The organism is Corynebacterium sp. CCUG 71335, assembly GCF_024454075.1.
GTDB classification, from domain to species: Bacteria; Actinomycetota; Actinomycetes; order Mycobacteriales; family Mycobacteriaceae; genus Corynebacterium; species Corynebacterium genitalium.
In genome coordinates, this window is the sequence record NZ_JAGPYY010000003.1 from 213,085 (window position 1) to 236,297 (window position 23,213).

Annotated in this window: 24 protein-coding genes; all 24 read left to right on the forward strand. The window is 62.5% G+C overall.

The features are described 5' to 3' along the window. The first annotated feature begins 18 nt into the window (after positions 1 to 18). The 24 genes from KBX19_RS03760 (at position 19) to KBX19_RS03875 (ending at position 23,213) form a co-directional block, all read left to right on the forward strand. Positions 19 to 1,239 carry an argininosuccinate synthase gene (locus KBX19_RS03760; RefSeq protein ID WP_255997505.1) on the forward strand — a complete coding sequence of 407 codons (1,221 nt, stop codon included), beginning with the start codon at positions 19 to 21 and terminating at the stop codon, positions 1,237 to 1,239. Continuing rightward, complete coding sequence (gene argH / locus KBX19_RS03765; RefSeq protein ID WP_255997507.1) at positions 1,239 to 2,672, forward strand: argininosuccinate lyase; 1,434 nt, start codon at positions 1,239 to 1,241, stop codon at positions 2,670 to 2,672. The genes KBX19_RS03760 and argH overlap by 1 nt, the downstream gene beginning before the upstream one ends. A 94-nt stretch (positions 2,673 to 2,766) precedes the next feature. Next, on the forward strand, positions 2,767 to 3,930 hold the full coding sequence (locus KBX19_RS03770) for a hypothetical protein (RefSeq protein ID WP_255997508.1): 1,164 nt from the start codon (positions 2,767 to 2,769) through the stop codon (positions 3,928 to 3,930). After that, positions 3,927 to 5,513 (forward strand): VWA domain-containing protein, encoded by a 1,587-nt coding sequence (locus KBX19_RS03775; RefSeq protein WP_255997509.1) that lies wholly within the window; start codon positions 3,927 to 3,929, stop codon positions 5,511 to 5,513. Before KBX19_RS03770 ends, KBX19_RS03775 begins: the two co-directional genes overlap by 4 nt. Further along, complete coding sequence (locus KBX19_RS03780) at positions 5,500 to 6,171, forward strand: hypothetical protein (RefSeq protein ID WP_255997510.1); 672 nt, start codon at positions 5,500 to 5,502, stop codon at positions 6,169 to 6,171. Before KBX19_RS03775 ends, KBX19_RS03780 begins: the two co-directional genes overlap by 14 nt. A gap of 48 nt (positions 6,172 to 6,219) precedes the next feature. Beyond that, on the forward strand, positions 6,220 to 6,420 hold the full coding sequence (locus tag KBX19_RS03785) for a Trm112 family protein (RefSeq protein WP_255997511.1): 201 nt from the start codon (positions 6,220 to 6,222) through the stop codon (positions 6,418 to 6,420). Positions 6,421 to 6,433: 13 nt separating this feature from the next. Continuing rightward, the gene (gene tyrS, locus KBX19_RS03790; protein ID WP_255997512.1) at positions 6,434 to 7,699 is read left to right on the forward strand and encodes a tyrosine--tRNA ligase; all 1,266 of its coding nucleotides are present in this window, start codon (positions 6,434 to 6,436) and stop codon (positions 7,697 to 7,699) included. Positions 7,700 to 7,711: 12 nt separating this feature from the next. Beyond that, positions 7,712 to 8,515, forward strand: a complete 804-nt coding sequence (locus KBX19_RS03795) for a tetratricopeptide repeat protein (protein ID WP_255997513.1) — start codon at positions 7,712 to 7,714, stop codon at positions 8,513 to 8,515. A gap of 3 nt (positions 8,516 to 8,518) precedes the next feature. After that, on the forward strand, positions 8,519 to 9,538 hold the full coding sequence (locus tag KBX19_RS03800) for an HAD-IIA family hydrolase (protein WP_255997514.1): 1,020 nt from the start codon (positions 8,519 to 8,521) through the stop codon (positions 9,536 to 9,538). Positions 9,539 to 9,540: 2 nt separating this feature from the next. After that, positions 9,541 to 9,675: a hypothetical protein gene (locus KBX19_RS03805; protein ID WP_255994883.1), complete on the forward strand. Its 135-nt coding sequence runs from the start codon at positions 9,541 to 9,543 to the stop codon at positions 9,673 to 9,675. Further along, a complete protein-coding gene (locus KBX19_RS03810) occupies positions 9,675 to 10,508 on the forward strand; it encodes a TlyA family RNA methyltransferase (RefSeq protein ID WP_005290252.1) in 834 nt (277 codons plus the stop codon). Before KBX19_RS03805 ends, KBX19_RS03810 begins: the two co-directional genes overlap by 1 nt. Beyond that, positions 10,508 to 11,467: an NAD kinase gene (locus KBX19_RS03815; protein WP_005290249.1), complete on the forward strand. Its 960-nt coding sequence runs from the start codon at positions 10,508 to 10,510 to the stop codon at positions 11,465 to 11,467. Before KBX19_RS03810 ends, KBX19_RS03815 begins: the two co-directional genes overlap by 1 nt. Continuing rightward, complete coding sequence (gene recN / locus KBX19_RS03820; protein WP_255997515.1) at positions 11,467 to 13,221, forward strand: DNA repair protein RecN; 1,755 nt, start codon at positions 11,467 to 11,469, stop codon at positions 13,219 to 13,221. The genes KBX19_RS03815 and recN overlap by 1 nt, the downstream gene beginning before the upstream one ends. Positions 13,222 to 13,258: 37 nt before the next feature. Beyond that, the gene (gene steA, locus KBX19_RS03825) at positions 13,259 to 14,479 is read left to right on the forward strand and encodes a putative cytokinetic ring protein SteA (protein WP_255997517.1); all 1,221 of its coding nucleotides are present in this window, start codon (positions 13,259 to 13,261) and stop codon (positions 14,477 to 14,479) included. 20 nt (positions 14,480 to 14,499) lie between these two features. Beyond that, a complete protein-coding gene (locus tag KBX19_RS03830) occupies positions 14,500 to 15,450 on the forward strand; it encodes a copper transporter (RefSeq protein WP_255997518.1) in 951 nt (316 codons plus the stop codon). Positions 15,451 to 15,470: 20 nt separating this feature from the next. Next, positions 15,471 to 16,100, forward strand: coding sequence for an NUDIX hydrolase (locus tag KBX19_RS03835; protein WP_050748880.1), 630 nt, complete (start codon positions 15,471 to 15,473; stop codon positions 16,098 to 16,100). After that, a complete protein-coding gene (gene xerD / locus KBX19_RS03840; RefSeq protein ID WP_255997519.1) occupies positions 16,097 to 16,993 on the forward strand; it encodes a site-specific tyrosine recombinase XerD in 897 nt (298 codons plus the stop codon). The genes KBX19_RS03835 and xerD overlap by 4 nt, the downstream gene beginning before the upstream one ends. Before the next feature lie 34 nt (positions 16,994 to 17,027). After that, the gene (locus KBX19_RS03845; protein WP_255997521.1) at positions 17,028 to 17,891 is read left to right on the forward strand and encodes a ParA family protein; all 864 of its coding nucleotides are present in this window, start codon (positions 17,028 to 17,030) and stop codon (positions 17,889 to 17,891) included. Next, positions 17,888 to 18,706 carry a ScpA family protein gene (locus KBX19_RS03850; protein ID WP_005290234.1) on the forward strand — a complete coding sequence of 273 codons (819 nt, stop codon included), beginning with the start codon at positions 17,888 to 17,890 and terminating at the stop codon, positions 18,704 to 18,706. Before KBX19_RS03845 ends, KBX19_RS03850 begins: the two co-directional genes overlap by 4 nt. 26 nt (positions 18,707 to 18,732) lie before the next feature. Beyond that, entirely contained in the window at positions 18,733 to 19,272 is a 540-nt protein-coding gene (locus tag KBX19_RS03855) for an SMC-Scp complex subunit ScpB (protein ID WP_050748812.1), read from the forward strand. A 31-nt stretch (positions 19,273 to 19,303) separates the two neighbouring features. Continuing rightward, positions 19,304 to 20,260, forward strand: coding sequence for a pseudouridine synthase (locus tag KBX19_RS03860; protein ID WP_255997523.1), 957 nt, complete (start codon positions 19,304 to 19,306; stop codon positions 20,258 to 20,260). Beyond that, complete coding sequence (cmk, locus tag KBX19_RS03865; RefSeq protein ID WP_255997525.1) at positions 20,260 to 20,958, forward strand: (d)CMP kinase; 699 nt, start codon at positions 20,260 to 20,262, stop codon at positions 20,956 to 20,958. Before KBX19_RS03860 ends, cmk begins: the two co-directional genes overlap by 1 nt. Next, positions 20,955 to 22,475 carry a ribosome biogenesis GTPase Der gene (gene der / locus KBX19_RS03870; RefSeq protein ID WP_255997527.1) on the forward strand — a complete coding sequence of 507 codons (1,521 nt, stop codon included), beginning with the start codon at positions 20,955 to 20,957 and terminating at the stop codon, positions 22,473 to 22,475. The genes cmk and der overlap by 4 nt, the downstream gene beginning before the upstream one ends. A gap of 9 nt (positions 22,476 to 22,484) precedes the next feature. Beyond that, positions 22,485 to 23,213, forward strand: a complete 729-nt coding sequence (locus KBX19_RS03875) for a PHB depolymerase family esterase (protein ID WP_005290224.1) — start codon at positions 22,485 to 22,487, stop codon at positions 23,211 to 23,213.

A 23,213-nucleotide genomic window follows, 5' to 3' on the forward strand; every position in this document is an offset into this window, starting at 1 on the left:
CAAGGAGCTTTGACACCAATGACTAACCGTGTTGTTCTCGCGTACTCCGGTGGACTGGACACATCTGTGGCCATCCCGTACCTGGCAGAGATGACTGGTGGTGAAGTCGTCGCCGTCTCCCTCGACCTGGGGCAGGGTGGAGAAGACATGGAGTCCGTGCGTCAGCGCGCGCTCGACTGCGGTGCTGTCGAGTCCATTGTGGTGGATGCCCGCGACGAGTTCGCTGAGGAATACTGCCTGCCTACCATCAAGGCGAACGCCCTGTACATGAAGCAGTACCCGCTGGTGTCGGCGATTTCGCGCCCGCTCATTGTGAAGCACCTCGTGGAGGCCGCGCAGGAGCACGGCGGAACTCACGTTGCTCACGGCTGCACCGGTAAGGGCAACGACCAGGTCCGCTTCGAGGTCGGCTTTGTCAACCAGGACCCGGACCTGGAGATCATTGCTCCGGCCCGCGACTACGCATGGACCCGCGACAAGGCCATCGAGTACGCAGAGGGCAAGGACCTGCCGATCGAACAATCCGCTGCGTCCCCGTTCTCCATTGATCAGAACGTGTGGGGCCGTGCCGTGGAGACCGGTTTCCTGGAGGACCTGTGGAACCCGCCGACCAAGGATCTGTACTCCTACACTGAGGACCCGGCGCTGGGTAATGCTCCGGACGAGGTCATCATCTCCTTCGAATCCGGTAAGCCGGTGGCTATCGACGGCCGCAAGGTGACCGTGCTGGAGGCCATCGAGGAGATGAACCGCCGCGCCGGTGCACAAGGTATCGGTCGCTTGGACATGGTGGAGGACCGCCTGGTGGGCATCAAGTCCCGCGAGGTGTACGAGGCACCGGGTGCAGTCGCACTGATCACCGCGCACCAGGCGCTCGAAGACGTCACCGTCGAGCGCGAGCTCGCGCGTTACAAGAGGCTTATCGATGCCCGCTGGTCCGAAGAAGTCTACGACGGCCTCTGGTTTGCACCGCTGAAGCGCTCCCTCGACGCCTTCATCGAGTCCACCCAGGAGCACGTCACCGGCGACATCCGCATGGTTCTGCACGCTGGCACCGCCACGGTCAACGGCCGTCGTTCCAACCACTCCCTGTACGACTTCAACCTGGCTACCTACGACACCGGCGACACCTTCGACCAGTCCCACGCCAAGGGCTTTGTCAAGCTGCACGGCCTGTCTTCTGAGATTGCCAACAAGCGCGACAGGGCAGCCGCTAACGCAACTGCCCAGGAGTCCTGATGGAAAAGCACGGAACCAACCAGGGCGCACTGTGGGGCGGTCGCTTCTCCGGCGGGCCATCGGAAGCGATGTTCGCGCTGTCTGTGTCCACTCACTTCGACTGGATCCTCGCCCCGTATGACGTGCTCGCGTCGAAGGCCCACGCGAAGGTCCTCAACCGGGCGGGACTGCTGACCGATAGCGACCTCGAGGCCATGCTCGCTGGCCTCGACCAGCTTGGCCGTGATGTTGCTGATGGTTCCTTCGGCCCTGAGCCGACCGACGAGGACGTGCATGGCGCGATGGAGCGCGGTCTCATTGATCGCGTCGGCCCCGAACTCGGCGGCCGCCTGCGCGCTGGCCGATCCCGTAATGACCAGGTCGCTGCGATGTTCCGCATGTGGCTTCGTGATGCGGTGCGTGCTGTCGCACAGGACACGACTGACCTGATCGAAGCTCTGTCAACCCAGGCAGCCGCGCACCCTGACGCCATCATGCCCGGCAAGACCCACTTCCAGGCGGCGCAACCGATCTTGTTGGCCCACTCGCTGCTGGCGCACGCGCAGCCTCTGCTGCGCGACATCGAGCGCATCCGCGACCTGGACAAGCGTCTAGCTGTGTCCCCGTACGGCTCCGGCGCTCTGGCTGGTTCGTCGCTGCAGCTCGACCCCGAAGCGATCGCGGAGGAACTCGGGTTCGACTCTGCGGCCGATAACTCCCTCGACGGTACGTCGTCACGCGACTTCGTTTCGGAGGCCGCCTATGTGCTCGCGCAGATCGGTGTAGACATCTCCCGTCTAGCCGAAGAGATCATTGCGTGGTCGACGCCGGAATTCGGCTACGTCACGCTTGCTGACGCGTGGTCAACCGGGTCATCCATCATGCCCCAGAAGAAGAACCCGGATGTTGCGGAGCTGGCCCGCGGTAAATCCGGCCGGTTGATCGGTAACGTGACCGGCCTGCTGGCCACATTCAAAGCGCAGCCGCTTGCCTACAACCGCGACCTGCAGGAGGACAAGGAGCCGATCATCGACTCGATCGACCAGCTCCGCATCCTGTTGCCGGCGATGACCGGGTTGGTGTCCACCCTGACTTTCCACGAGGACCGGATGCGTGAGCTCGCCCCGGCTGGGTTCACGTTGGCCACGGATCTTGCGGAGTGGATGGTCCGCCAAGGCGTGCCGTTCCGTGAAGCGCACGAAGCCTCCGGCGCATGCGTTCGGATCGCCGAGTCTCGCGGGGTGGATTTGATCGATCTGACGGATGAAGAGCTGGCAAGCGTCGATAAGCGACTCACTCCGCAGGTGCGCGACGTGCTCACGATCGATGGTGCTGTGGCATCCCGCGCGACGCGCGGCGGCACCGCCGGAGTGCGTGTCGCGGAGCAGCGTGAACGTGTGGACGCCGCGAACGCCGATGCCCGTCGGTGGGCACAAACCCCGGTGCGTTCTTAAACGTCAAGTGAATCAAATGAATTCTGTATTCATAATTCCTACCTAGCACCGTGGTTCACAGGCGCTTGACGCGTCCTTTACATAAACTGTGGCCATGACCACACAACAAGGCGCACAAGAGGGGTTGCGGAAACCACCTCGAGGGTGCGCCATTTTCATTGGTGTCTTGCTGGCCATCATTGCCCTTGTTGCGGTCTTCATCGGACGCGGGGGCTTGGGTGAGGGGTCGTTCATCTCCGGGCGCGGGTCGAAAGAAGTCACCGGTGTGATCGGTTCGGAAAAGCGCGAGTACTTCGAGGACCCGGAGGTCGTTGACCGTCTGACAGAGCTCGGGTTCACGGTGAATTTCACCACCGCCGGTTCCCGCCGCATCGCCAATGAAACGAATTTGGCGCAGCAGGATTTCGTTTTCCCGTCGTCAGGCCCGGCAGCCCAGAAGATCACTGACCAGGACTCCAATTACTCCGTGGAGTACCCGTTCTTCTCGCCGATGGCGGTAGCAACGTTCAAACCAATCGCTCGCATCCTTGAGAAGGAGGGCGTGGCCACGGAAGCTGCCGGAAAGTACACCCTTGACGTCGGCGAGTTCATCACCCTGACGCAGCAGGGGAAGCGCTGGCGTGATTTCGGGAACACGTTCCCGTCGCAACGCAATGTACAGGTGGCCACCACCGACATCCGCACCTCGAACTCTGCAGCGATGTGGCTGGCAATCCTGGCATGGGAGTTTGGGGAGAGCAACCCCGACAAAGCAGATGACATTGGCTGGCTGACCAACCAGATCGCTCCATTCTTCACCGGCCAGGGTTACACCCAGTCGTCGTCCGCCGGCCCGTTCGCCGACTACCTCAGCCAAGGCATGGGAGCGGTGCCCATGGTGTTGGTCTACGAGGCGCAATTTTTAGGCGAACAGATGAAGGAGAGCTCCCGCATCAAAGACGACATGGTCCTGATGCACCTCGAACCGACCGTACTGGCCAACCACGGCATCGTGGGAATCTCGCCAGAAGGCAAGGAGCTGGCCCAAGCGCTGGCCTCGGACCAAGAACTGCAGCAGCTAGCCGCTAGGCACGGTTTCCGGCCGGCCACCGGAGACTATCTCACCACCGCTATGGAGGGCCATGGCCTTGGCTCCCCGGCGCACTACGACAACTCAGTCGACCCGCCCAGCTTCGACAGAATGGAGAAGCTTATCGAGGGTGTGGGCAACCGGTACGGATCCGTCCCCCCACGTAACCAGGAGGAACAGGAGAAATGAAGAAACTTCTAGCGACGCTTGCGGCACTGCTCGCCGGAACCGCCCTCGTAGCATGCAGCGACGATAACGGAGGCGGGGGAGGAGGCTTCGGCGGCCTTGGCGGGGGCTCCAAAGGCCCACTGACTATCGTGGCCGCGACTGAGTTGCAAGACCTGGAGCCGCTGGTGCAGCAGGCGTCGGAGGACCTCGGCTTCGACATCACCCTGCAATTCCCGGACGGTACCCTGCAGAACTCCCAGGAGCTCAAAGCGGGCAACTTTGACGGTCAGGTGGATGCGACGTGGTTTGCCACTAACCGCTACGTCAATCTCATCGATGCCCAGGGCAAGCTGGCCGATGAAACGAAGATTGCCACCAGTCCCGTTGCTTTCGGTGTGCAGCGGGACAAAGCGCAGGAGCTCGGCTGGGACACGAAACAGCCGACGTGGTCGGGCTTCGCCGATGCCGCACGCGAGGGAAAGTTCTCCTTTGGTATGACCGACCCGTCGACCTCCAACTCTGGTTTCTCCGCGCTGGTGTCTGTAGCGACTGCGATGGCGGACACTGGCTCCGCGCTGACCCAGGAAGACATCCAAAAGGTCGGCACACGGTTGACTGAGCTGTTCCAGGCGCAGTCGTTGGTTTCTGGCTCGTCGGGCTGGCTCAAGGACGCATTTTTGGAGAGCCCGGAGCGCGCCGACGCGATCATCAACTACGAATCCACTTTGCATGCCATGCGCAACGAGGGTGCAAATATCGAGGTCATTGTTCCGGCGGACGGCGTTATTTCCGCTGATTACCCGCTGTCCACACTCGCTCAACCGAAAAACGAGAACGCCGCTGAACAGGTTCGCCAACTCGCTGAATGGTTGCTTGAGCATGAAGAGCAGATCGCGGACAGCTACCGCCGCCCCGTCACCAACGCTGACCTGATGCCCGCTGAGATGAGCAATCAGACCGTCATTGAGCTTGCATTCCCAGCCAGCTACGGCACTGTCGAAGCGCTGCTGGACCGCTACAACAACGACTACCGCCAGCGCGGAACCGCGACCTTCGTCCTGGATACTTCTGGCTCGATGGAAGGTGAGCGCATTGCGTCCCTGCAGCAGATCATGACGTCGCTTATCGACGGCTCCGCTGCCACCTCCACGGGCGACGTGGCCCTGCGCGATGGCGAGCTGGTGACGTTCCAATCCTTCTCCACGGCACCTCACGAGCCATTACTGGGCGAGTTCCTGCGTGACGACCGCATCACCAAAGCCAAGTACCAGGGCTACGTGAATGACCTTGTGGCAGACGGCCAGACCGCAATCTACGACACGTTGTTCGATGCCCTACGCAATTCCGACCCGAGCGCAGGTATCAGCTCGATCGTGCTCTTGTCCGACGGTGAAGTCACGCACGGCATGGACTATTACGCATTTGAGAAGCAGTACCAGGGGCTTTCCCCGGAGCAGCGCTCCATCCCGGTCTTTGTGATCCTCTACGGGGAGGCCAATGCGAGCGAGATGAACAACCTGGCAGAATTGACGGGCGGTGCCGTCTTCGACGCGTTGAACGGCGACTTGGATGCAGCTTTCAAGGAGATTCGTGGCTACCAGTAATACGCCCAGCCCCTACCGGCCAGGAGGTCCCTCAGCGACAGGAGTGGGGGAGGGGAACTTCTTCACCTCCCACAAGAACAAAGTCGGGATGAGCTTGGCGGCCCTCGTCATCATTCTGCACGTCGTCCTGATCATTGCTACCGGAGTTGGCCTGGGGTTCTTGTGGCCTGTCGTGGCCGTGGCTGCATGGGGTGCCGGCGTTGCTCTGACCCCGCCGCCGGCGCCGAAGGCAATAGCGCCGCCCGCGCCGATGGAACCGGTCAACGTCCAGTTGAACCGCGACGTGCGCGACACACTGCGGGAACTCGTGCGCGCGAAGCCGCCGGAGCGGGTGCTCAACCAAGCGTCCGAGCTGGAAGACAACATGCGCTTCATTTTGAATGAGTGGGATGAGTTGCAGTCCACCCCGGAGCACCAACAAACGGTATGGAACATCGTGAAGATCTACTTGCCGGAAGTGGTGAACACCTACGTCAACGCCCCGCAGTATCACAGCGCTGAGGCGGCTGCGGTCATGGAGGATTCACTGTCAACGCTGACCGGTGCGCTCGAGCGGATCAAGCTGGGCGTGGTCGACCACAGTCTGCGCACGATGGATTCCCAGGCCCGCACACTGCGTGAGACCTTCGGCAATCTTCCGGGACTGGACCAGACCTAGCCCGAGCCCGAGAATGCCCGAGAATGCGCAGGGGTACGATTGACCACTATGACGGCCGATACACCCACGCTCGACCCCCAGCTCCTCGAGGTCCTCGCGTGCCCGCAAGACAAGGGCCCGCTCGACTACGACCACGAGGCGCAACTGCTGATCAATCCGCGTATGGGCATTGCCTACCGCATTGATGACGGTATTCCGGTGCTGCTTATCGACGAAGCTCAGCCGCACCCCGCAGACAACGAGGTTTGAAAGGAACTGCTCTATGGCGAACATTATTGATGAACTCCAGTGGCGTGGATTAGTCAACCAGTCCACGGATCTCGAGGCACTCAAGGACCAGACAGCGAGCCCGATCACGCTGTACGCGGGCTTCGATCCGACCGGTCCGTCCCTGCACGCCGGCCACTTGGTGCCCCTGCTCATGCTGCGCAGGTTCCAGGAAGCCGGACACCGGCCGATCGTGCTCGCTGGCGGCGCAACAGGCTTGATCGGTGACCCACGTGAGGTCGGCGAGCGGTCTATGAACACCACCGACACGGTCGAGGATTGGGCGCAGCGAATCACCGGCCAACTGCAGCGTTTCGTGTCCTTTGAAGGAGACAATGCCGCCGTGCTGGTCAACAACGCCGAGTGGACCAACGACATGTCGGTGATCTCGTTCCTGCGTGACATCGGCAAGCACTTCTCTTTGTCGACGATGCTGTCGCGCGAGACGGTCAAGCGCCGTCTTGAGGGTGACGGCATTTCCTACACGGAGTTTTCCTACATGCTGCTGCAGGCGAACGACTTCGTGCAGCTGCGGCGCCGTCATGATTGCATCCTGCAGATCGGCGGGTCGGACCAGTGGGGCAACCTGGTCGCGGGCGTCGACCTGACTCGCCGCGTCGACGGCGCATCGGTCCATGCACTGACCGTGCCGCTGGTCACGGATTCGGAGGGCAAGAAGTTCGGAAAGTCCACCGGTGGCGGGTCACTCTGGCTCGATCCTGAGATGACCAGCCCGTACCGCTGGTACCAGTACTTTGTGAACACCGCGGATGTCGATGTGATCCGTTACCTGCGCTGGTTCACCTTACTGAGGCAGGATGAGCTCGCCGAACTGGAAACCGAGGTGGAGGAGCGACCGTTCAAGCGTGAAGCCCAGAAGCGTCTCGCCCAGGAGATGACCGACCTTGTTCATGGGCCCGAGGCGACGAAGGCTGTCGAACTGGCCTCACAGGCGCTGTTCGGCCGTGCAGAGCTGTCTGAGCTGGATGAGCAAACTCTCGCCGCTGCTGTCTCTGAAACGGATGTCTTCGAGGTTGAGGCGGGAGCGCCGCGCACCATTGTTGATCTGCTGGTGGGCACTGGCCTGGTGGACTCGAAGGGTGCCGCTCGTCGGGCCATCAAGGAAGGTGGTGCCTACGCCAACAACGAGCGTATTGAGTCTGAGGAGTGGGAACCTACCGCGGAAGATCTGCTCCACGGTTCATGGGTTGTTTTGCGCCGCGGCAAGAAGAACTTCGCCGGCGTGAAGGTGCACGGCTAAAGGAGGACTGGCATGAGCAAAGACGGCCAACCGAGAACGCATGCCAACCGGGGGCGCCGGGACGGACGTGAGGACAAGAAGGTCCGGCACGACCGCTCCAACCCGTACCGCCAGGGCTTCCGCGAGGAGCGCATGGCGCAGAAGGAGAATGAGCCGTCCATTCCGGACGACATCGACCCGTCTGACCTTGACCCGTCCGTTCTGCAAGACCTGCGAGTGCTGGCGAAGGACAACGCTGACAAAGTAGCTAAGCACATGATCATGTCTGCTACGTGGATGGCGGATGATCCCCGGCTGGCCTTGGCGCATGCCCGCGCCGCAAAAAACCGTGCGGGTCGCGTTGGTGTTGTCCGTGAGGCAGCAGGCATTGCTGCGTACCACGCTGGGGAGTGGAAGGAAGCGCTGTCTGAGTTGCGAGCAGCCCGCCGGATGAGCGGTGGCCCCGGTCTGCTTGCTGTCATGGCTGACTGTGAGCGAGGCCTGGGTCGCCCCGACAAGGCGATCGAGATCGGGCGTAGCCAGGAAGCACAGCAGCTCGATCCTGAGTCGCAGGTCGAACTGGCCATTGTTGTTGCGGGGGCACGCCACGACCTCGGCCAACACGAAGCTGCGCTGGCGACGCTGCAGCAGCTCAATCCCACCATCGATGAGAAGAAGGTGGGGGACTTCGCCCACACCCGTCTTTCCTACGCCTACGCGGATGCTCTTGCCCAGGTTGGCAGGACTGATGAGGCCCGGACGTGGTTCGAGCACGTCAACAAGGTCGATAGCGAAGAGATGACGGATGTCGCGCAGCGTCTGAAGGAGTTCAGCTAAGCAATGCTTATCAGCGGTTACGACGCTCTGCTTCTCGACCTTGACGGAACAGTCTGGCACGGCGATGCTTCTATCCCCGGCGCAGTCGATGCGATCAACGCCGCTATTACCTCTGGGCGCCGCGCTGCATACATCACGAACAACGCTTCCAAGGCGCCACGTGATGTTGCGAGCAAGCTGCAGTCCGTTGGCCTCAAAGCGACTGAAAAGGACGTGATGACATCTGCGCAAGCCGCAGTCCAGCTCGCGCAGCAGCACGCGGCTCCCGGCGCGGCAGTGCTCGTGGTGGGTGCTGACTCATTCCGCGACCTTGTCCGTGAGGCTGGTTTCACTGTCGTGGACTCCGCTGACGACGCACCGGCCGTCGTGCTCCACGGGCACTCGCCCGACAACGGATGGCGGCACCTGTCGGAGGCAGCACTGGCTATTCAGGCCGGGGCGACGTATCTGGCGAGCAACCTGGACTCGACGTTGCCAATGGACCGCGGGTTCATGGTGGGCAACGGGTCCATGGTCGCGGCAGTCACGAACGCCACCGGTGTCACCCCGCGGGCTGCGGGCAAACCCGGCCCTGCCATGTTCACCCTCACACGCGACAACCTCGGTGTGACAGCGCCACTTGTCATCGGTGACCGCCTCGACACCGACATCGCCGGTGGTGTCGCCGCAGGCATGGACACGTTGCACGTGCTCACAGGCGTCTCCGGCCCACGCGCACTCATTTCTGCGCCAGCCGATCAGCGCCCGACGTTCATCGCCGAAGACATGTCTGTGCTTGTCGACGCTTCGGTGGAAGCCGACCAGCTGCGCCCATGCGCCCAAGGCGGATTCACTGCGGCGGTGGAACGGGACGACGACACTGGGGGATCGGTGGTTGTGCTGGACGGGGGAGATGAGACGTCGACAAGCATGCAGGCTCTGCGCACAGTGTTGAAGGCGGCCTGGAGCCTTGGTGCTGGTGAGGTGCCCGATGTTGAAGCAGCATCAGCTGCTGCGCGCCGTGCCGTGGAAAGCTGGTGGTGATAGTGAGTACTCCCGAGCAGCTGACCGAGCGCTTCGAGACGGCGATGGCTCAAGCACCAGAGGACCTCGCCGGCGAACTAGCCCAGTACGAGGCCGCGTACACCGTCCTCGCCGATGCGTTGCAGGACCAGGCCTAATGGGGCAGGGTCCAGGGCGCCGTCGCCTTGACGCGGAGTTAGTGCGCCGCAAGATCGCGCGGTCCCGTGAACAAGCCGTCGAGTGGATCAAAGCGGGCCGAGTCGAGGTCGGCGGGTTCACCGCGACGAAGCCTGCGACGGTTGTCGAGCCTGAGGTGTCCATTAAAGTCGCTGAAGTCGACGGTGATGATTGGGCGTCTCGCGGTGCCCACAAGCTGCTCGGTGCCCTTGAGGCATTCGAGCCGCACGGCCTGTCCATTGCAGGAAAGCGCGCTCTTGATGCTGGTGCCTCCACAGGCGGATTCACCGATGTCCTGCTGCGCCGCGGTGCCCGCGAGGTCGTAGCTGTTGATGTCGGGTATGGCCAGCTGGTCTGGCGGTTGCAGGACGACGACCGTGTCACGGTGCTGGACCGGACTAACATCCGCCATCTCACCCCTGAATTCATGGATGGAACAGCGGAGCTGATGGTCGGCGACCTGTCTTTCATCTCGCTCGAGCTGGTGCTGCCTGCTATCGCACAATGCATGGCCGACGGTGCGGATCTGCTACCCATGGTCAAGCCGCAGTTCGAGGTGGGCAAGGACCGCCTGGGCAGCGGCGGAGTGGTTCGGTCGGCGGAGTTGCGCGCAGAAGTCACCCTCGATGTCGCCCGTTTTGCGCTGTCATTGGGGTTGAGTTGCCGCGGTGCGGTGGCGTCACCGCTACCCGGGCCGAGCGGGAACGTAGAATACTTCCTATGGCTCGTTCACGATGGTGGCGAAAGCGCACCCGATGATGGGGAGCTGACTGCCATGATCACGCGTGCAGTAGAGGAAGGACCGAAGAACTAATGACACAAAGCGACACCGACCGCTGCGTACTCTTGGTCCCGCACACCCGGCGCGAGGGCAACATTGCTTCTGCGGCGCGTGCGACAGAGCTGCTCATGCAGGCGGGCATCACCGTCCGTCTTGTCGGGGAGGATGAGCTGCCGTTCACGGACAACTATCCGGTTCTCGGCCAGATCGAGCAGGTCGCCCCGAAGGATGAGGCGGCAGCCGGATGTGAACTCGTGCTCGTGCTCGGCGGTGACGGCACCTTCCTGCGGGCAGCTGGTATGGCCCGTGCACAGGATGTCCCCGTTTTGGGCATCAATTTGGGCCACATCGGCTTCCTCGCCGAATGGGAGGAAGACAGCCTGGAAACCGCGATCCGGCGCGTGATCGACCGCGAGTACACCGTCGATGACCGCATGACGATCGACGTGACGGTGCACGACTCCAACAACGACCAGATCGGCCAGGGGTGGGCGCTCAATGAGGCAAGCCTGGAAAACCTCGACCGCCGTGGTGTGCTGGACGCGATTCTGGAAGTCGACTTCCGTCCGGTGAGTTCTTTCGGGTGCGATGGCGTGCTCATTTCCACGCCCACGGGTTCGACTGCCTATGCGTTCTCCGCAGGTGGCCCGATCTTGTGGCCGGAGCTCGACGCGATCCTTGTTGTGCCGAACAACGCCCACGCGCTGTTCACCAAACCCCTAGTCGTCTCGCCGCGTTCCAGGGTGGCGGTCGAGTCGCTCATCACCACGACCCCTGCTGACGTTGTACTCGACGGCTTCCGGCACCTGGACATGCCGCCGGGGTCCCGCCTTGACGTCGTGCGCGGTGTAAAGCCCGTGCGCTTGGTGCGTTTGGACGATTCGCCGTTCACCGACCGCCTCGTGCATAAGCTTCAGCTGCCGATCAACGGCTGGCGCGGCCCGGTGCTGAAAGAAGACAAGACGTACGGCGACAACGTGACGCGACGCTAATGCTTCTCGATCTCACTATTGACAACTTGGGCGTCATCCCGCACTCCCATGTCGAATTCGCCCCGGGTCTGACTGTTCTCACCGGTGAAACCGGTGCCGGTAAGACCATGGTGGTTACCGGGCTTCGCTTGCTCACGGGTGGTCGCGCCGACGCTTCGAAGGTGCGCACGGGTGCGGACCATGCGAGCGTGCAAGGATCCTTCAGCACAGAGGGGCTTGTCGACGGCGCCAGCCACGCTGTCGCCACCCTCGCCGAGGACGCGGGCGCTGAGCCTGATGAGAACGGCGATTACCTAGCCGCCCGTTCGGTCAAAGCGACAGGTCGTTCCCGGGCGCATCTGGGCGGCCGCACCGTTCCGGCCGCCACCCTGGCTGACTTCACTGCGCACGTGCTCACCATTCACGGACAGAACGACCAACTCCGTTTGCTCTCACCGGCAGAACAGCTCAGCGCCCTCGACTCTTTCGATCCAGCAATTGCTCCTCTGCGTGAGGCGTATGGGGAATCCTTCTCTGCGTGGCGGGCCGCGGTCAAGGACTTGAAGGAACGCACGGAGAAGCGCCGTGAACTCGCCCAAGAGGTGGACCGCCTGGAGTTCTCCATCGGAGAGATCGACGAAGTCGACCCCCAGGAGGGGGAAGACGCCGAGCTAGTGGAGACCATTAACCGGCTGCAGGACGTCGACGCACTGCGTGAGGCTGCGGAGGAAGCAGTCGTGGCCATTGACGGCGCCGAATCTGTCGGCGGTTTCGGCGGCAGCGCCGACGGTGACGCCTCCGCATCATCGCTCGTCGGTGCGGCTGGCGCCGCGCTGACTGGTGCGAGCGACGGTCAGCTACGCGAGCTTGGGAACCAACTGGGCGATGTCGCCGCGATCCTTTCGGATGTCTCCGGCGAGCTGAACGCGTACTTGTCCAACCTTCCCAGTGACCCGGAAGAGCTCGACCGCCTTCTCCAGCGCCAGCAAGAGCTCAAGGCGCTGACCCGTAAGTACGCTCCCGACGCCGCCGGCATCATTGCGTGGCGCGCGAAAGCAGCGAAGCGTTTAGAGTCCATCGATACGTCCGCGGAAGCGATCGAGGAGCTGAAGAAGGCCGTGGCGTCCCACGAAAAGTCCATGACAGCTGCGGCATCCAAGTTGACGGCAGCGCGGAAGAAGGCCGCGAAGGCGCTCGAGAAAGCGGTCACGGGTGAGCTACGTGGCCTGGCTATGCCCAAAGCGCGCATTGTCGTCGCCGTGGACTCAGCTAAGGATCCGCAGGACTTCACGCGCGACGGGGCAGACGTCGTGGAGTTGCGGCTTGCACCCAACGACGCGTTGGAACCACAGCCGCTGGCATCGAGCGCATCCGGTGGTGAGCTCTCGCGCGTCATGTTGGCCCTCGAAGTCATTTTGTCTGAACGGCGCAGTGGCGCCACGCTGGTCTTTGACGAGGTCGACGCTGGCGTCGGTGGCCGTGCGGCCGTTGAGATTGGGCGTAGGTTGGCGCGGTTGGCAATGAATAATCAGGTCATCGTCGTCACGCACTTGCCGCAAGTCGCGGCGTACGCCGACTCGCACCTGCATGTGTCCAAGAATGTCGGCGATGAGTCGGTGACTTCTGGCGTGCAGCTGCTCGGCGACGATGACCGCGTCGATGAGCTCGCTCGGATGCTTGCCGGTATGGACGATTCCGCGACCGGTCGAGCGCACGCCGCGGAGCTATTGAGCAAGGCCAAAGCCGACGTGGAGGGCTTTTCCCCGCGCGCCTAACCCGATTTGAGTGCTTGAAACGGCAAGATCTGGGGTTATGAGCTCAATCTTCAACCCCGCCTCCACGAGCACCCCGAGCACTCCCAGCGCAGCAGAGAGTACTGATCTCACCGGTGCGTTGCGCGACTGCACCCCACAGGGCAAGGGTCTGCGCAAACTGTCCGAGGGCGACATCGCGATTGTCGACGCCCCGGACATGTCCCGCCGTGAAGCTCAGCTGCTCGTGGAAAAGCGCCCTGCCGCAGTGGTCAACATTGCCACCTTCTCGTCCGGCAATATCCCGAACTACGGGCCGCAGCTGCTGCTCGACGCCGACATCCGCTTGCACGAGGGGGCTGGCGCTGCCACCCGCGAAGCGTTCCGCGACGGCAAGAAGGCGACGTTGACTGCTGACGGCGAGATTATCGTCGGCAAGAAGGTCATCGCTCAGGCTGAACCGCTCGATCAGGCGACCGTTGAGTCCTCCTTCGACAACTCGCAGCGCGAACTCGTCGACCACATGGAAGCCTACTTCGGCAACACCACCGAGTTCATTCACACCGAATCGCCCTTGCTTGTCGACGGCGTAGGCGTCCCCGAACTCGGCGACGTGATGGACGGCAAGAAGGTGCTGGTGGTCAGCCCGACGCTGGACACCCGCGAGAAGATCTCCAATCTGCGTCACTTCATCCGCGAGTTCCAGCCCGTTGTCATCGGTGTCGGCGCTGCGTCTGACACGCTTCTCGACCTCGGCTACTCCTGCGACTTCATTGTCGGTGATCCGGCGGACATCTCGTCCGACAACCTGCGCGGTGATGCCCGCGTGATCCTCCCCGCTGACCCAGATGGCCACGCCGCGGGTCTCGAGCGCATCCAGGACCTCGGCGTCGGTGCCGTGACGTTCCCAGCCGCCACTGACTCGCCGACCGATCTCGCGATTCTCTTGGCGGTCTACCATAACGCCGAAACCATCGTCACCGCCGGCGACTCAGTAGACCTCGACAGGATCTTCGCCGGTGCGGACCACGCTGCGCCACCTGCCATGCTGGCTCGTCTCAAGGCAGGGGACCGCATCGTCGATTCGCAGGTGATTGAGAACCTCTACCGCCCGTCGTCTAGTGGCGGTGTCGCTTGGGCGTGGGCAATCCTCGGCCTGTTGGTGGCTATCGCAACGATCGTCGTCATCGTCGGTGTCATGGGTAACGGCATGTTTGTGGACAACCTCATCGACTCGTGGAACAACTTCGCCCTGGCCGTCCAGAACCTGTTCAAGAACTAGAGGAGAGGAGGGAAACAAACATGCCGAAACAGAATTCCGGGGGTGCTGGCTGGTTCACCAGCGGTGTCACGTGGGGCATTGCCGGGGGCATCGCTCTCGGTGCTCTCGTGGTGGCTCCGGCGATGGCGCCGATCGCGAACAACTCCTTCAACAACATCGGGGGTTCTTCGACCCCTGAAGGCGAGCAAAAGGATAAGGGCCGAGCTGACAATCGTGAAGCGAACGCGGCGAATGCGCTGCTGGCGCAATCGTCGACACGCATTGTCGACGGCACGCTGACCGGTCGCCCGTACCTCATCATCCGCACTCCGGACGCGAACGATGATGATGTGAACACGACGAGCTGGCTTGCTGAAATGGCAGGCGGCACCAAGGCTGGCCAGATCACGCTGACGGACAAGTTCCTCTCCCAGGATGGTGCGGACGAGCTGCGCTCGATCATCGCCAACACTCTCCCTGCCGGCGCTCAGCTGTCGGTGGATAACCAGGCGCCGGGCATTCACGCGGGAGAATCCCTTGGCGCGGCGCTCATGTTCGATCAGGCCACGGGTGCACCGCTGGCTACCGTTGAAGATCGTGCAGTGGTTCTGCAGACTCTGCGTGAAGCGGGCTTCCTCGAGTACGAAGACGGCACCATCACACCGGCTCAAGGCATCATCGTTGCCACCGGTGAGGCCGAGGGCGGCAACGAGTTCGCCTCGAATGTCCTTGCAGATCTTGCCCGCGGTCTGGACTCCCGCGGGGATTCTGTTGTCCTCGCCGGCCGCCGGGGCGCCGCAGAGGACAAGGGCCCCATCGCGGTGGTCCGCGACGCCCCGAAGGCGAACGAGAACATCTCCACCGTGGACTCGCTGGAATCCGAAACAGGCCGAATCTCGGCCGTGCTGGCCCTGGCAGAACAGATCAACGGCGGCTCCGGTTCGTACGGTTCAGCAGACAATGCCCAGGCACCAGCCCCGGAGCGTGGATAGTGCGCCACGAATTCACGGTCATGGATTCTGAGCTGCTTGTTGACGCTCCCATTCTCGCCCTGCGCCGCGATACGGTCACTATGCCCGGTGGAAACACCGCAAAGCGGGAGATTGTCGAGCACTTCGGGGCGGTAGCGGTCGTCGCGCTCGACGATCAACAGCGCATCGCCATGGTCGAGCAGTACCGCCACTCCGTCGGCGCGCGGCTGTGGGAGCTGCCCGCAGGCATTCTCGACTTCGCAGGCGAGGACGAGCTGAACACCGCTAAGCGCGAGCTGGTGGAAGAAGCCGGCCTCGAAGCGGCGGAGTGGTCGCTGCTCGTTGACCTGGTCACCTCTCCCGGTTTCGCCGAGGAAGCCGTCCGCATTTTCTTTGCCTCTGACCTATCCCACGTTGAGCGCCCCGACGCCGAGGATGAGGAAGCTGACATGGACTTCGCGTGGGTGCCGCTGGACGATGCCCGTGCTGCCGTCATGGACGGCCGCATCACCAACTCCATCGCTATCGCCGGTGTGCTCGCCGCGTCCGAGGTCGTTGCAGGCCGCGCTACAGCGCGCAGCACCGATGTCCCGTTCGCTCTCCGACCGACCCACATGGCAGATAGGCGCCAAAAGCAGGGCATTGTGCCCGACATGAAGAAGAAGCAGTGAGCGCCGAAGCACTCGGCAAGCTGTGGCTCGATCACCTCGCGGTGGAGCGCGGCTTGTCGGCCAACACGCTGAGTAACTACCGGCGCGACGTTGACCGCTACGTCACATGGCTGGAATCAGCAGGAAAAACAGACCTGAATAGCGTGACCGCGTCCGACCTCGGGGACTATGTAGCGGATCTGCGTCGTGGGGGACTGGCGGCGTCGTCCGCTGGTCGTGCACTCGTCGTTGCGCGCGGGCTGCATAAGTTCGCCACCGTGGAAGGCGCCGTCGCCGCCGACGTTGCCGCCGGGGTGTCACCGCCGAAAACAGGCGAGAAGCTTCCGGACACGCTCAGCATTGAGGAAGTGGGCTTGCTTCTCGACGCATGCCCCACCGACACCCCAGCAGACCTCCGCGACAAGGCACTACTTGAAGTCCTTTACGCCACTGGGGCGCGCGTTTCCGAGGTGCTCGGTCTCGTCGTTGACGATGTGGTTGGGCTGGAAGACGGCACGTTCATCAAAGTCACCGGCAAGGGAAATAAGCAGCGCATCGTTCCCGTCGGCAGCGCTGCCCGTGAAGCGGTGGAGGCGTACCTTGTCCGCGGCCGCCCCGCATTGTCGAAGGGAAAGACCCATGCACTGTTTCTGAATAAGCGCGGCGGTGCCCTATCGCGGCAAAGCGCGTGGACGGTGATCAAGGAGGCGGCGGGGCGAGCGGGCGTCGATAAGCATATTTCTCCGCACACTCTCCGCCACTCGTTTGCAACGCATCTGCTGGAAGGCGGGGCAGATGTGCGTACAGTGCAGGAGTTGCTCGGGCACGCCTCTGTGACAACGACTCAGATTTACACGCACGTCACGCCGGAGAATTTGCGCGAAGTATGGCGCACGGCGCACCCCCGATCCTAAACGTGGAAAATGACATCTGTGTAAGATAGCCACCATGACGGAGGATGGACTCTTCGATACGCCGGGTATCGGCCTGACGGGCCGCCCTATCCGCGAACTGCCGCAGCCGGAGCGGCTAGATAAGCACGGCCCCGCCACGATCATCTCCATGGTCAACCAGAAAGGCGGCGTGGGCAAGACCACGTCATCCATCAACCTCGGGGCTTGCCTCGCCGAACATGGGCGAAAAGTCCTCCTCGTCGACCTTGACCCGCAGGGCGCGCTCTCTGCGGGTCTGGGGATTACCCAAGACGAAGACCAGGTCACCGTCTACGACTTGATGTTGGACAACACCGCGTCCATCCATGCCTCCATCAAGCACACGAACGTGTCCGGACTGGACATGGTTCCGGCGAATATCGATCTCTCCGCGGCGGAGATCCAGCTGGTGAACGAAGTCGGTCGCGAGCAAACGCTTGGCCGCGCACTGCGTCCGGTGCGCGGTGAGTATGACTACATCATCATCGACTGCCAGCCGTCCTTGGGGCTGCTCACTGTGAACGCATTGGCCTGCTCGCAGGGCGTGATCATCCCGATGGAGTGCGAGTACTTCTCCCTGCGTGGTCTCGCACTGCTGACGGACACCGTGGAGAAGGTGCGCGACCGCATTAACTTCGACCTCGACATCGTCGGAATCCTGGTCACAATGTTCGACCGCCGCACCACCCACTCCCGCGAGGTCATGGACCGCGTGGTGGAAGTCTTCGGCGACCGCGTCTTCGACACCGTGATCACCCGCACCGTCCGCTTTCCGGAGACTTCCGTGGCAGGCGAGCCAATCATCACGTGGGCACCGAATTCACCCGGCGCGGAGCAGTACCGCAGTCTTGCGCTCGAGGTCATTGAACGGACAACATGACCGCGAACATTCAAGAGGGCTACCAGCCGGAGATCACCGGCTTCACCTTGGTCCTCAACAACTTCGAGGGCCCGTACGACCTGCTGCTCAACCTCATCGGGGCACGCAAACTCGACGTCACTGAGGTCGCTCTGGCCGAGGTCACTGATGAGTTCATCGATTATGTGCGTCAACTGGGGGAGACCGCTGAGCTCGACGAGATCACAGAGTTTCTTCTCACCGCCTCCACGCTGCTGAGCCTGAAAGCACAGCGCCTGTTGCCGAAGAGCGGGGAAGAAGACGAGGACGACCTTGAGCTGCTGTCGACCCGAGACCTTCTCTTCGCACGCCTGCTGCAGTACCGCGCCTACCAAAAGGCCGCTGATCAGTTTGAGCGCTGGCAACGCGAAGCTCGCCGCCGCTACCCGCGCGCGGTGGGCATGGAAGAGCAGTTCCTCGACCTCTTGCCGCCGGTGCAGCTGGGGCACACTGCAGGCAGTTTCGCGGAACTGGCTGCGTCAGTCTTCCGGCCTAAACCACCGGAGGAAGTGCGGGTCGACCACCTCCACGCCCCGCCTGTCTCCGTGCCAGAACAGGCAGGCAAGCTGCTGGACACCCTCAAGGTTGCGGGTCCGGACACGTGGCTGACGTTCGCAGCTCTCACCCGGGACTGCACTCGGTCGATGGAAGTAGTTGGCCGGTTCCTCGCCGTGCTGGAGCTCTACAAAGCGCACGCCATTGACACCCAGCAAGAAGAGGCGCTGGGTCCGTTGGACATTGCGTGGACCGGTAAGGACGTTGACCCTGCCGTCATCGCTGCGCAGAACTGGGAGTAGACGTGAACTCATCGCATGAGCTGCCCATGGTCTCCCAGCTGAGATCGCAGATCGAGTCCATCATCCTGGTCGTGGAGACTCCAGCCACAGCAGAGGATTTGGCTGGTGCGCTGTCTGTCCCGGTGAGCGATGTGCGGGGTGAGCTCGAGGCCTGGGCGGCAGAACTCAACGACCGCGGATCCGGTATGGACCTGCGGGAGACGTTGGAGGGGTGGCGGCTGTATACCCGTCCAGCTAACGCCGAGGTTGTTGAGGCATTCCTGCTCGACGGCACGCAGACGAAGCTCTCCCGCGCCGCCATGGAGACGCTCGCCGTTGTCGCTTACCGCCAGCCGGTCACACGAGCACAGGTGGCAGCAATCCGCGGTGTGAATGTGGACGGTGTCATGCGCACCCTGACGCTGCGCGGGCTGATCGCCGAGGTTGATCCAGATGAATCCTCAGGTGCTCACCGCTACATCACCACGGAGCTTTTCCTCGAGCAGATCGGAATAGACTCGCTGGACCGCCTGCCCGATCTTGCGCCGTTGCTGCCGGATGTGGACGCGATCGAAGAGTCTTGGTAATGGCCCTAACACACTGGTAGCTTGGGAAACCATGACTCCTCCCGCTCGCCGAGAAGGCACACCGGACAAGTTCTATCTCTCCAACGCGAAGCCCGCCAAGCACCAGAACGTCAGCTTGAGCAAGCGCCGCGAGGCCGCCGAAAAAGAACCACACCCGCTCGAAGACAACTGGTGGGACTATCGCGACGACCCAGTCGCCCCCGAAGGCAACGCCATTAGCGACGACACCGAAACCGCGGCGCAGAAGAAGCGTGGCGACGGCATCCGTTTGCAAAAGGTACTCGCCCAGGCTGGAGTGGCGTCCCGCCGCCACTCCGAGGTGATGATCGATGAGGGCCGCGTCGAAGTCAACGGCAAGATCGTGCGCCGGCAGGGTGTGCGCGTTGACCCGAACGTGGACATCATTCGCGTCGACGGCGTGCGCGTGAACGTCGATGAGGACCAGCAGTACTTCGCGCTGAATAAGCCGCGCGGCGTGCACACGACCATGGAAGACGAGCTGGGCCGCCCGTGCGTGGGTGATTTCGTCGCGGACCGCGTTGCGGCAGGCCAGCGTCTTTTCCACGTCGGCCGCCTTGACGCTGACACGGAGGGCTTGCTGCTGCTCACCAACGACGGTGAGCTGTCCAACCGCCTCATGCACCCGAAGTACGGCGTGGAGAAGACCTACCTGGCCACAGTTCTCGGCGAGGCCAAGCCCGCGCTTGTGCGCGAGCTCAAGAAGGGCATTGAGCTTGAGGATGGGGTGGCGAAGGCTGACTACGCTCAGATCGTCGATACGCACCAGGGCCAGTCGCTGATCCGCCTGGTCATTCACGAAGGCCGCAAGCACGTCGTGCGCCGCATGCTCAAGGAGGCCGGCTACCCGGTCCAGCGGCTGGTGCGCACGAAGATTCACACGGTGCAGCTTGGCGAGCTCAAGCCCGGCGCGATGCGCGCCCTCAACGATTCCGAGCTGACTGCGCTGTACAAGGCGGTGGAGATGTAATGAGTCAGATTTCCAATATGCCCAACGGGGGCCTCATTCTCGCTGTCGATGGCCCTTCCGGTACCGGCAAATCCACGACGTGCCGCACGTTGGCGAAGCAGCTCGACGCGAAGTACGTCGATACAGGCGCGATGTACCGAGTGGCTACGCTCGCTGTCCTGCGCGCTGGTGTCGATCCCTCCGATACAGATGCGGTCATCGAAGCCACGCGCGATCTTCCGTTGGAGGTCAGCGATGATCCGGATTCCACCGAGGTGCTTTTCGACGGTGAAAACGTTGCCCGCGAGATCCGCGAACGCGAGGTCACGCAAAACGTTTCTGCTGTGTCCGCCATTCCTGAAGTGCGCGTCAACCTCGTCGAACTGCAGCGCAAGTTGGCGCATGACGCGCACCGCGCCATCGTTGAAGGCCGCGATATTGGCACCGTCGTGCTTGTCGACGCCCCAGCCAAAGCCTTCCTTACCGCCTCACCCGAGGTGCGGGCCACACGGCGCTACAACCAGGACACCGCAGCCGGCCACGATGTGGATTACGACACCGTTTTAGCCGATGTGATCCGCCGTGACGAGCTCGACTCTTCCCGCGCGACGAGTCCGCTGCGCCCCGCTGAAGATGCAGCCGTGATCGACACCTCTGAGATGGGCAAGGACGACGTGCTGAACAGCCTGATCGGGCTGATCGAAAGGAGCGCACAGTGACGCATCCACACGATGAAGACGAAATCGAGTTCTTCGAGGGTGATTTCGACGAGGGTGATTTCGATGAGTCGGAGTTCGGTGAAGCTGATTACGGAGAGTCTGAGTCCGATTCCGACTTTTCTGACGATGACCTGACCGAAGAAGATTGGGCGGAAGTAGAGGAAGCCTTCGGTGTCACCGCCGATGGCCACCTCGAAGAAGCCTTGCCGACGGTGGCTATTGTCGGCCGACCAAACGTGGGCAAGTCCACGTTGGTCAACCGGTTCCTTGGGCGCCGTGAAGCTGTTGTGGAGGATCACCCTGGTGTGACCCGTGACCGCGTGAGCTACCTGTCGGACTGGAACGGGCAGCGCTTCTGGGTGCAGGACACCGGTGGCTGGGATCCGGACGCGAAGGGCATTCACGCCTCCATCGCGCACCAGTCAGAAGCGGCGATGGCTGACGCTGATGTCATTGTCATGGTCGTCGACTCCCATGTCGGTGTCACCGAATCGGACGCTGTCATGGCGAACAACCTGCAGCGCTCCGAGGTCCCTGTGATCCTTGTGGCGAACAAGTTCGAGTCTGAGTCCCAGTGGGCGGACGTCGCCGAGTTCTATTCGCTCGGTCTTGGTGACCCATGGCCCGTATCGGCACTGCACGGCCGCGGCGGTGCCGACGTTCTCGATGAGATCGTCAAGTCGTTCCCGGAGGAGCCCAAGTCGGCGAACTCGGTCACGGAAGGACCGCGCAGGGTTGCGCTCGTCGGAAAGCCGAACGTCGGCAAGTCTTCGCTGCTGAACAAGCTGTCGCGGTCGGACCGTGCGGTCGTCGATAGTGTCGCGGGCACCACCGTTGACCCCGTCGACGAGCTCATTCAACTTGACCAGAAGCTGTGGCGTTTCATCGACACCGCTGGTCTGCGCAAGAAGGTCAAGAACGCCGAGGGGCACGAGTATTACGCGTCGCTGCGCACGCGAGGCACGATCGATGCCGCCGAAGTGTGCGTTGTGCTTATCGACGCCTCCCAGGAGATCACCGAGCAAGACCAACGCGTCATCAGCATGGTGCTCGACGCCGGTAAAGCAATGGTCATCGCGTTCAACAAGTGGGACTTGATGGACGAGGACCGTCGGTACTACTTCGACCGCGAATTCGACATGCAGCTGGACCACCTGCCGTGGGTGTCCAAGATCAACATTTCTGCGGAGACGGGCCGTGGGCTGCACCGCCTGGAGAAGGAAATGACCACGGCGCTGGAGAACTGGGATAAGCGCATCTCCACCGGCCAGTTGAACAACTGGATGCGGGACGCGATTGCCGCGAACCCGCCGCCGATGAAGAACAACCGCCTGCCCAAGGTGCTCTTCGCCACCATGGTGTCTACGCGCCCGCCGACCATCGTTCTGTTCACCACTGGCTTCCTCGACGGCGGGTACCGCCGATACCTCGAGCGAAAGTTCCGTGAACAATTCGGCTATCACGGCACCCCGGTGCGCATTGCCGTCCGCGTGCGTGAACGCAAGCCCCGTAAATAAGGAGACGCCATGACCGGACAGTCACGCCGTATCACCCGCACCGTCACAGTCGATGGGGTCGACCACACCTACCAGTGCTCTGTTCCGGTCACCTTAGAGGGGGACAAGTTACCGGTCATTCTGGCGATTCACGGTAAGGGTGACAACGGGCATGACTTCCTCGTGGGCACGGGACTCGGTGCCGCCAAAGCGATTGTCGCTGCGCCGACCGGGCGTGGTCTGGCGTGGAGCCCCGCGCCCTACGCCGTGACGACGGTCGAGGAAGACACCGCACTAATTCACGCCATCCGTGACGACATCATCGCCACCTACTCCGTCGACCCGGAGCGGGTGTATCTGGCCGGGTTTTCCAATGGCGGAGGGTTTGTCGCCGTGCTTGCCGTGAATGATCCGTCAGCCTATGCCGGTGTCGCGACCGTCTCAGGGGCGATTCGTGTGGATATGGATCTGCTGGAGCAGGGCACTCCGATCGACTACCTGAACATTCACGGCACCTGGGACGACGTTGTTCCCTACATGGGCCAAGACCGTGGAGTTCTGGGCACCATCATGCCGGCTCCCGACGTGGTCGCCGCCTTTGAACGCCGAAATGGCGATACTGCTCGCACAGTGCACATCCCAGTGGAGGGCATGAGCCACGAATGGCCCTCAGGGATATGGGCCAGGGGCCGGGGCATCGACGTGACCGATGAGATCCTCGGCTTCTTCGATATCGAGAAGTTGGCGGAGCAGGAGTAA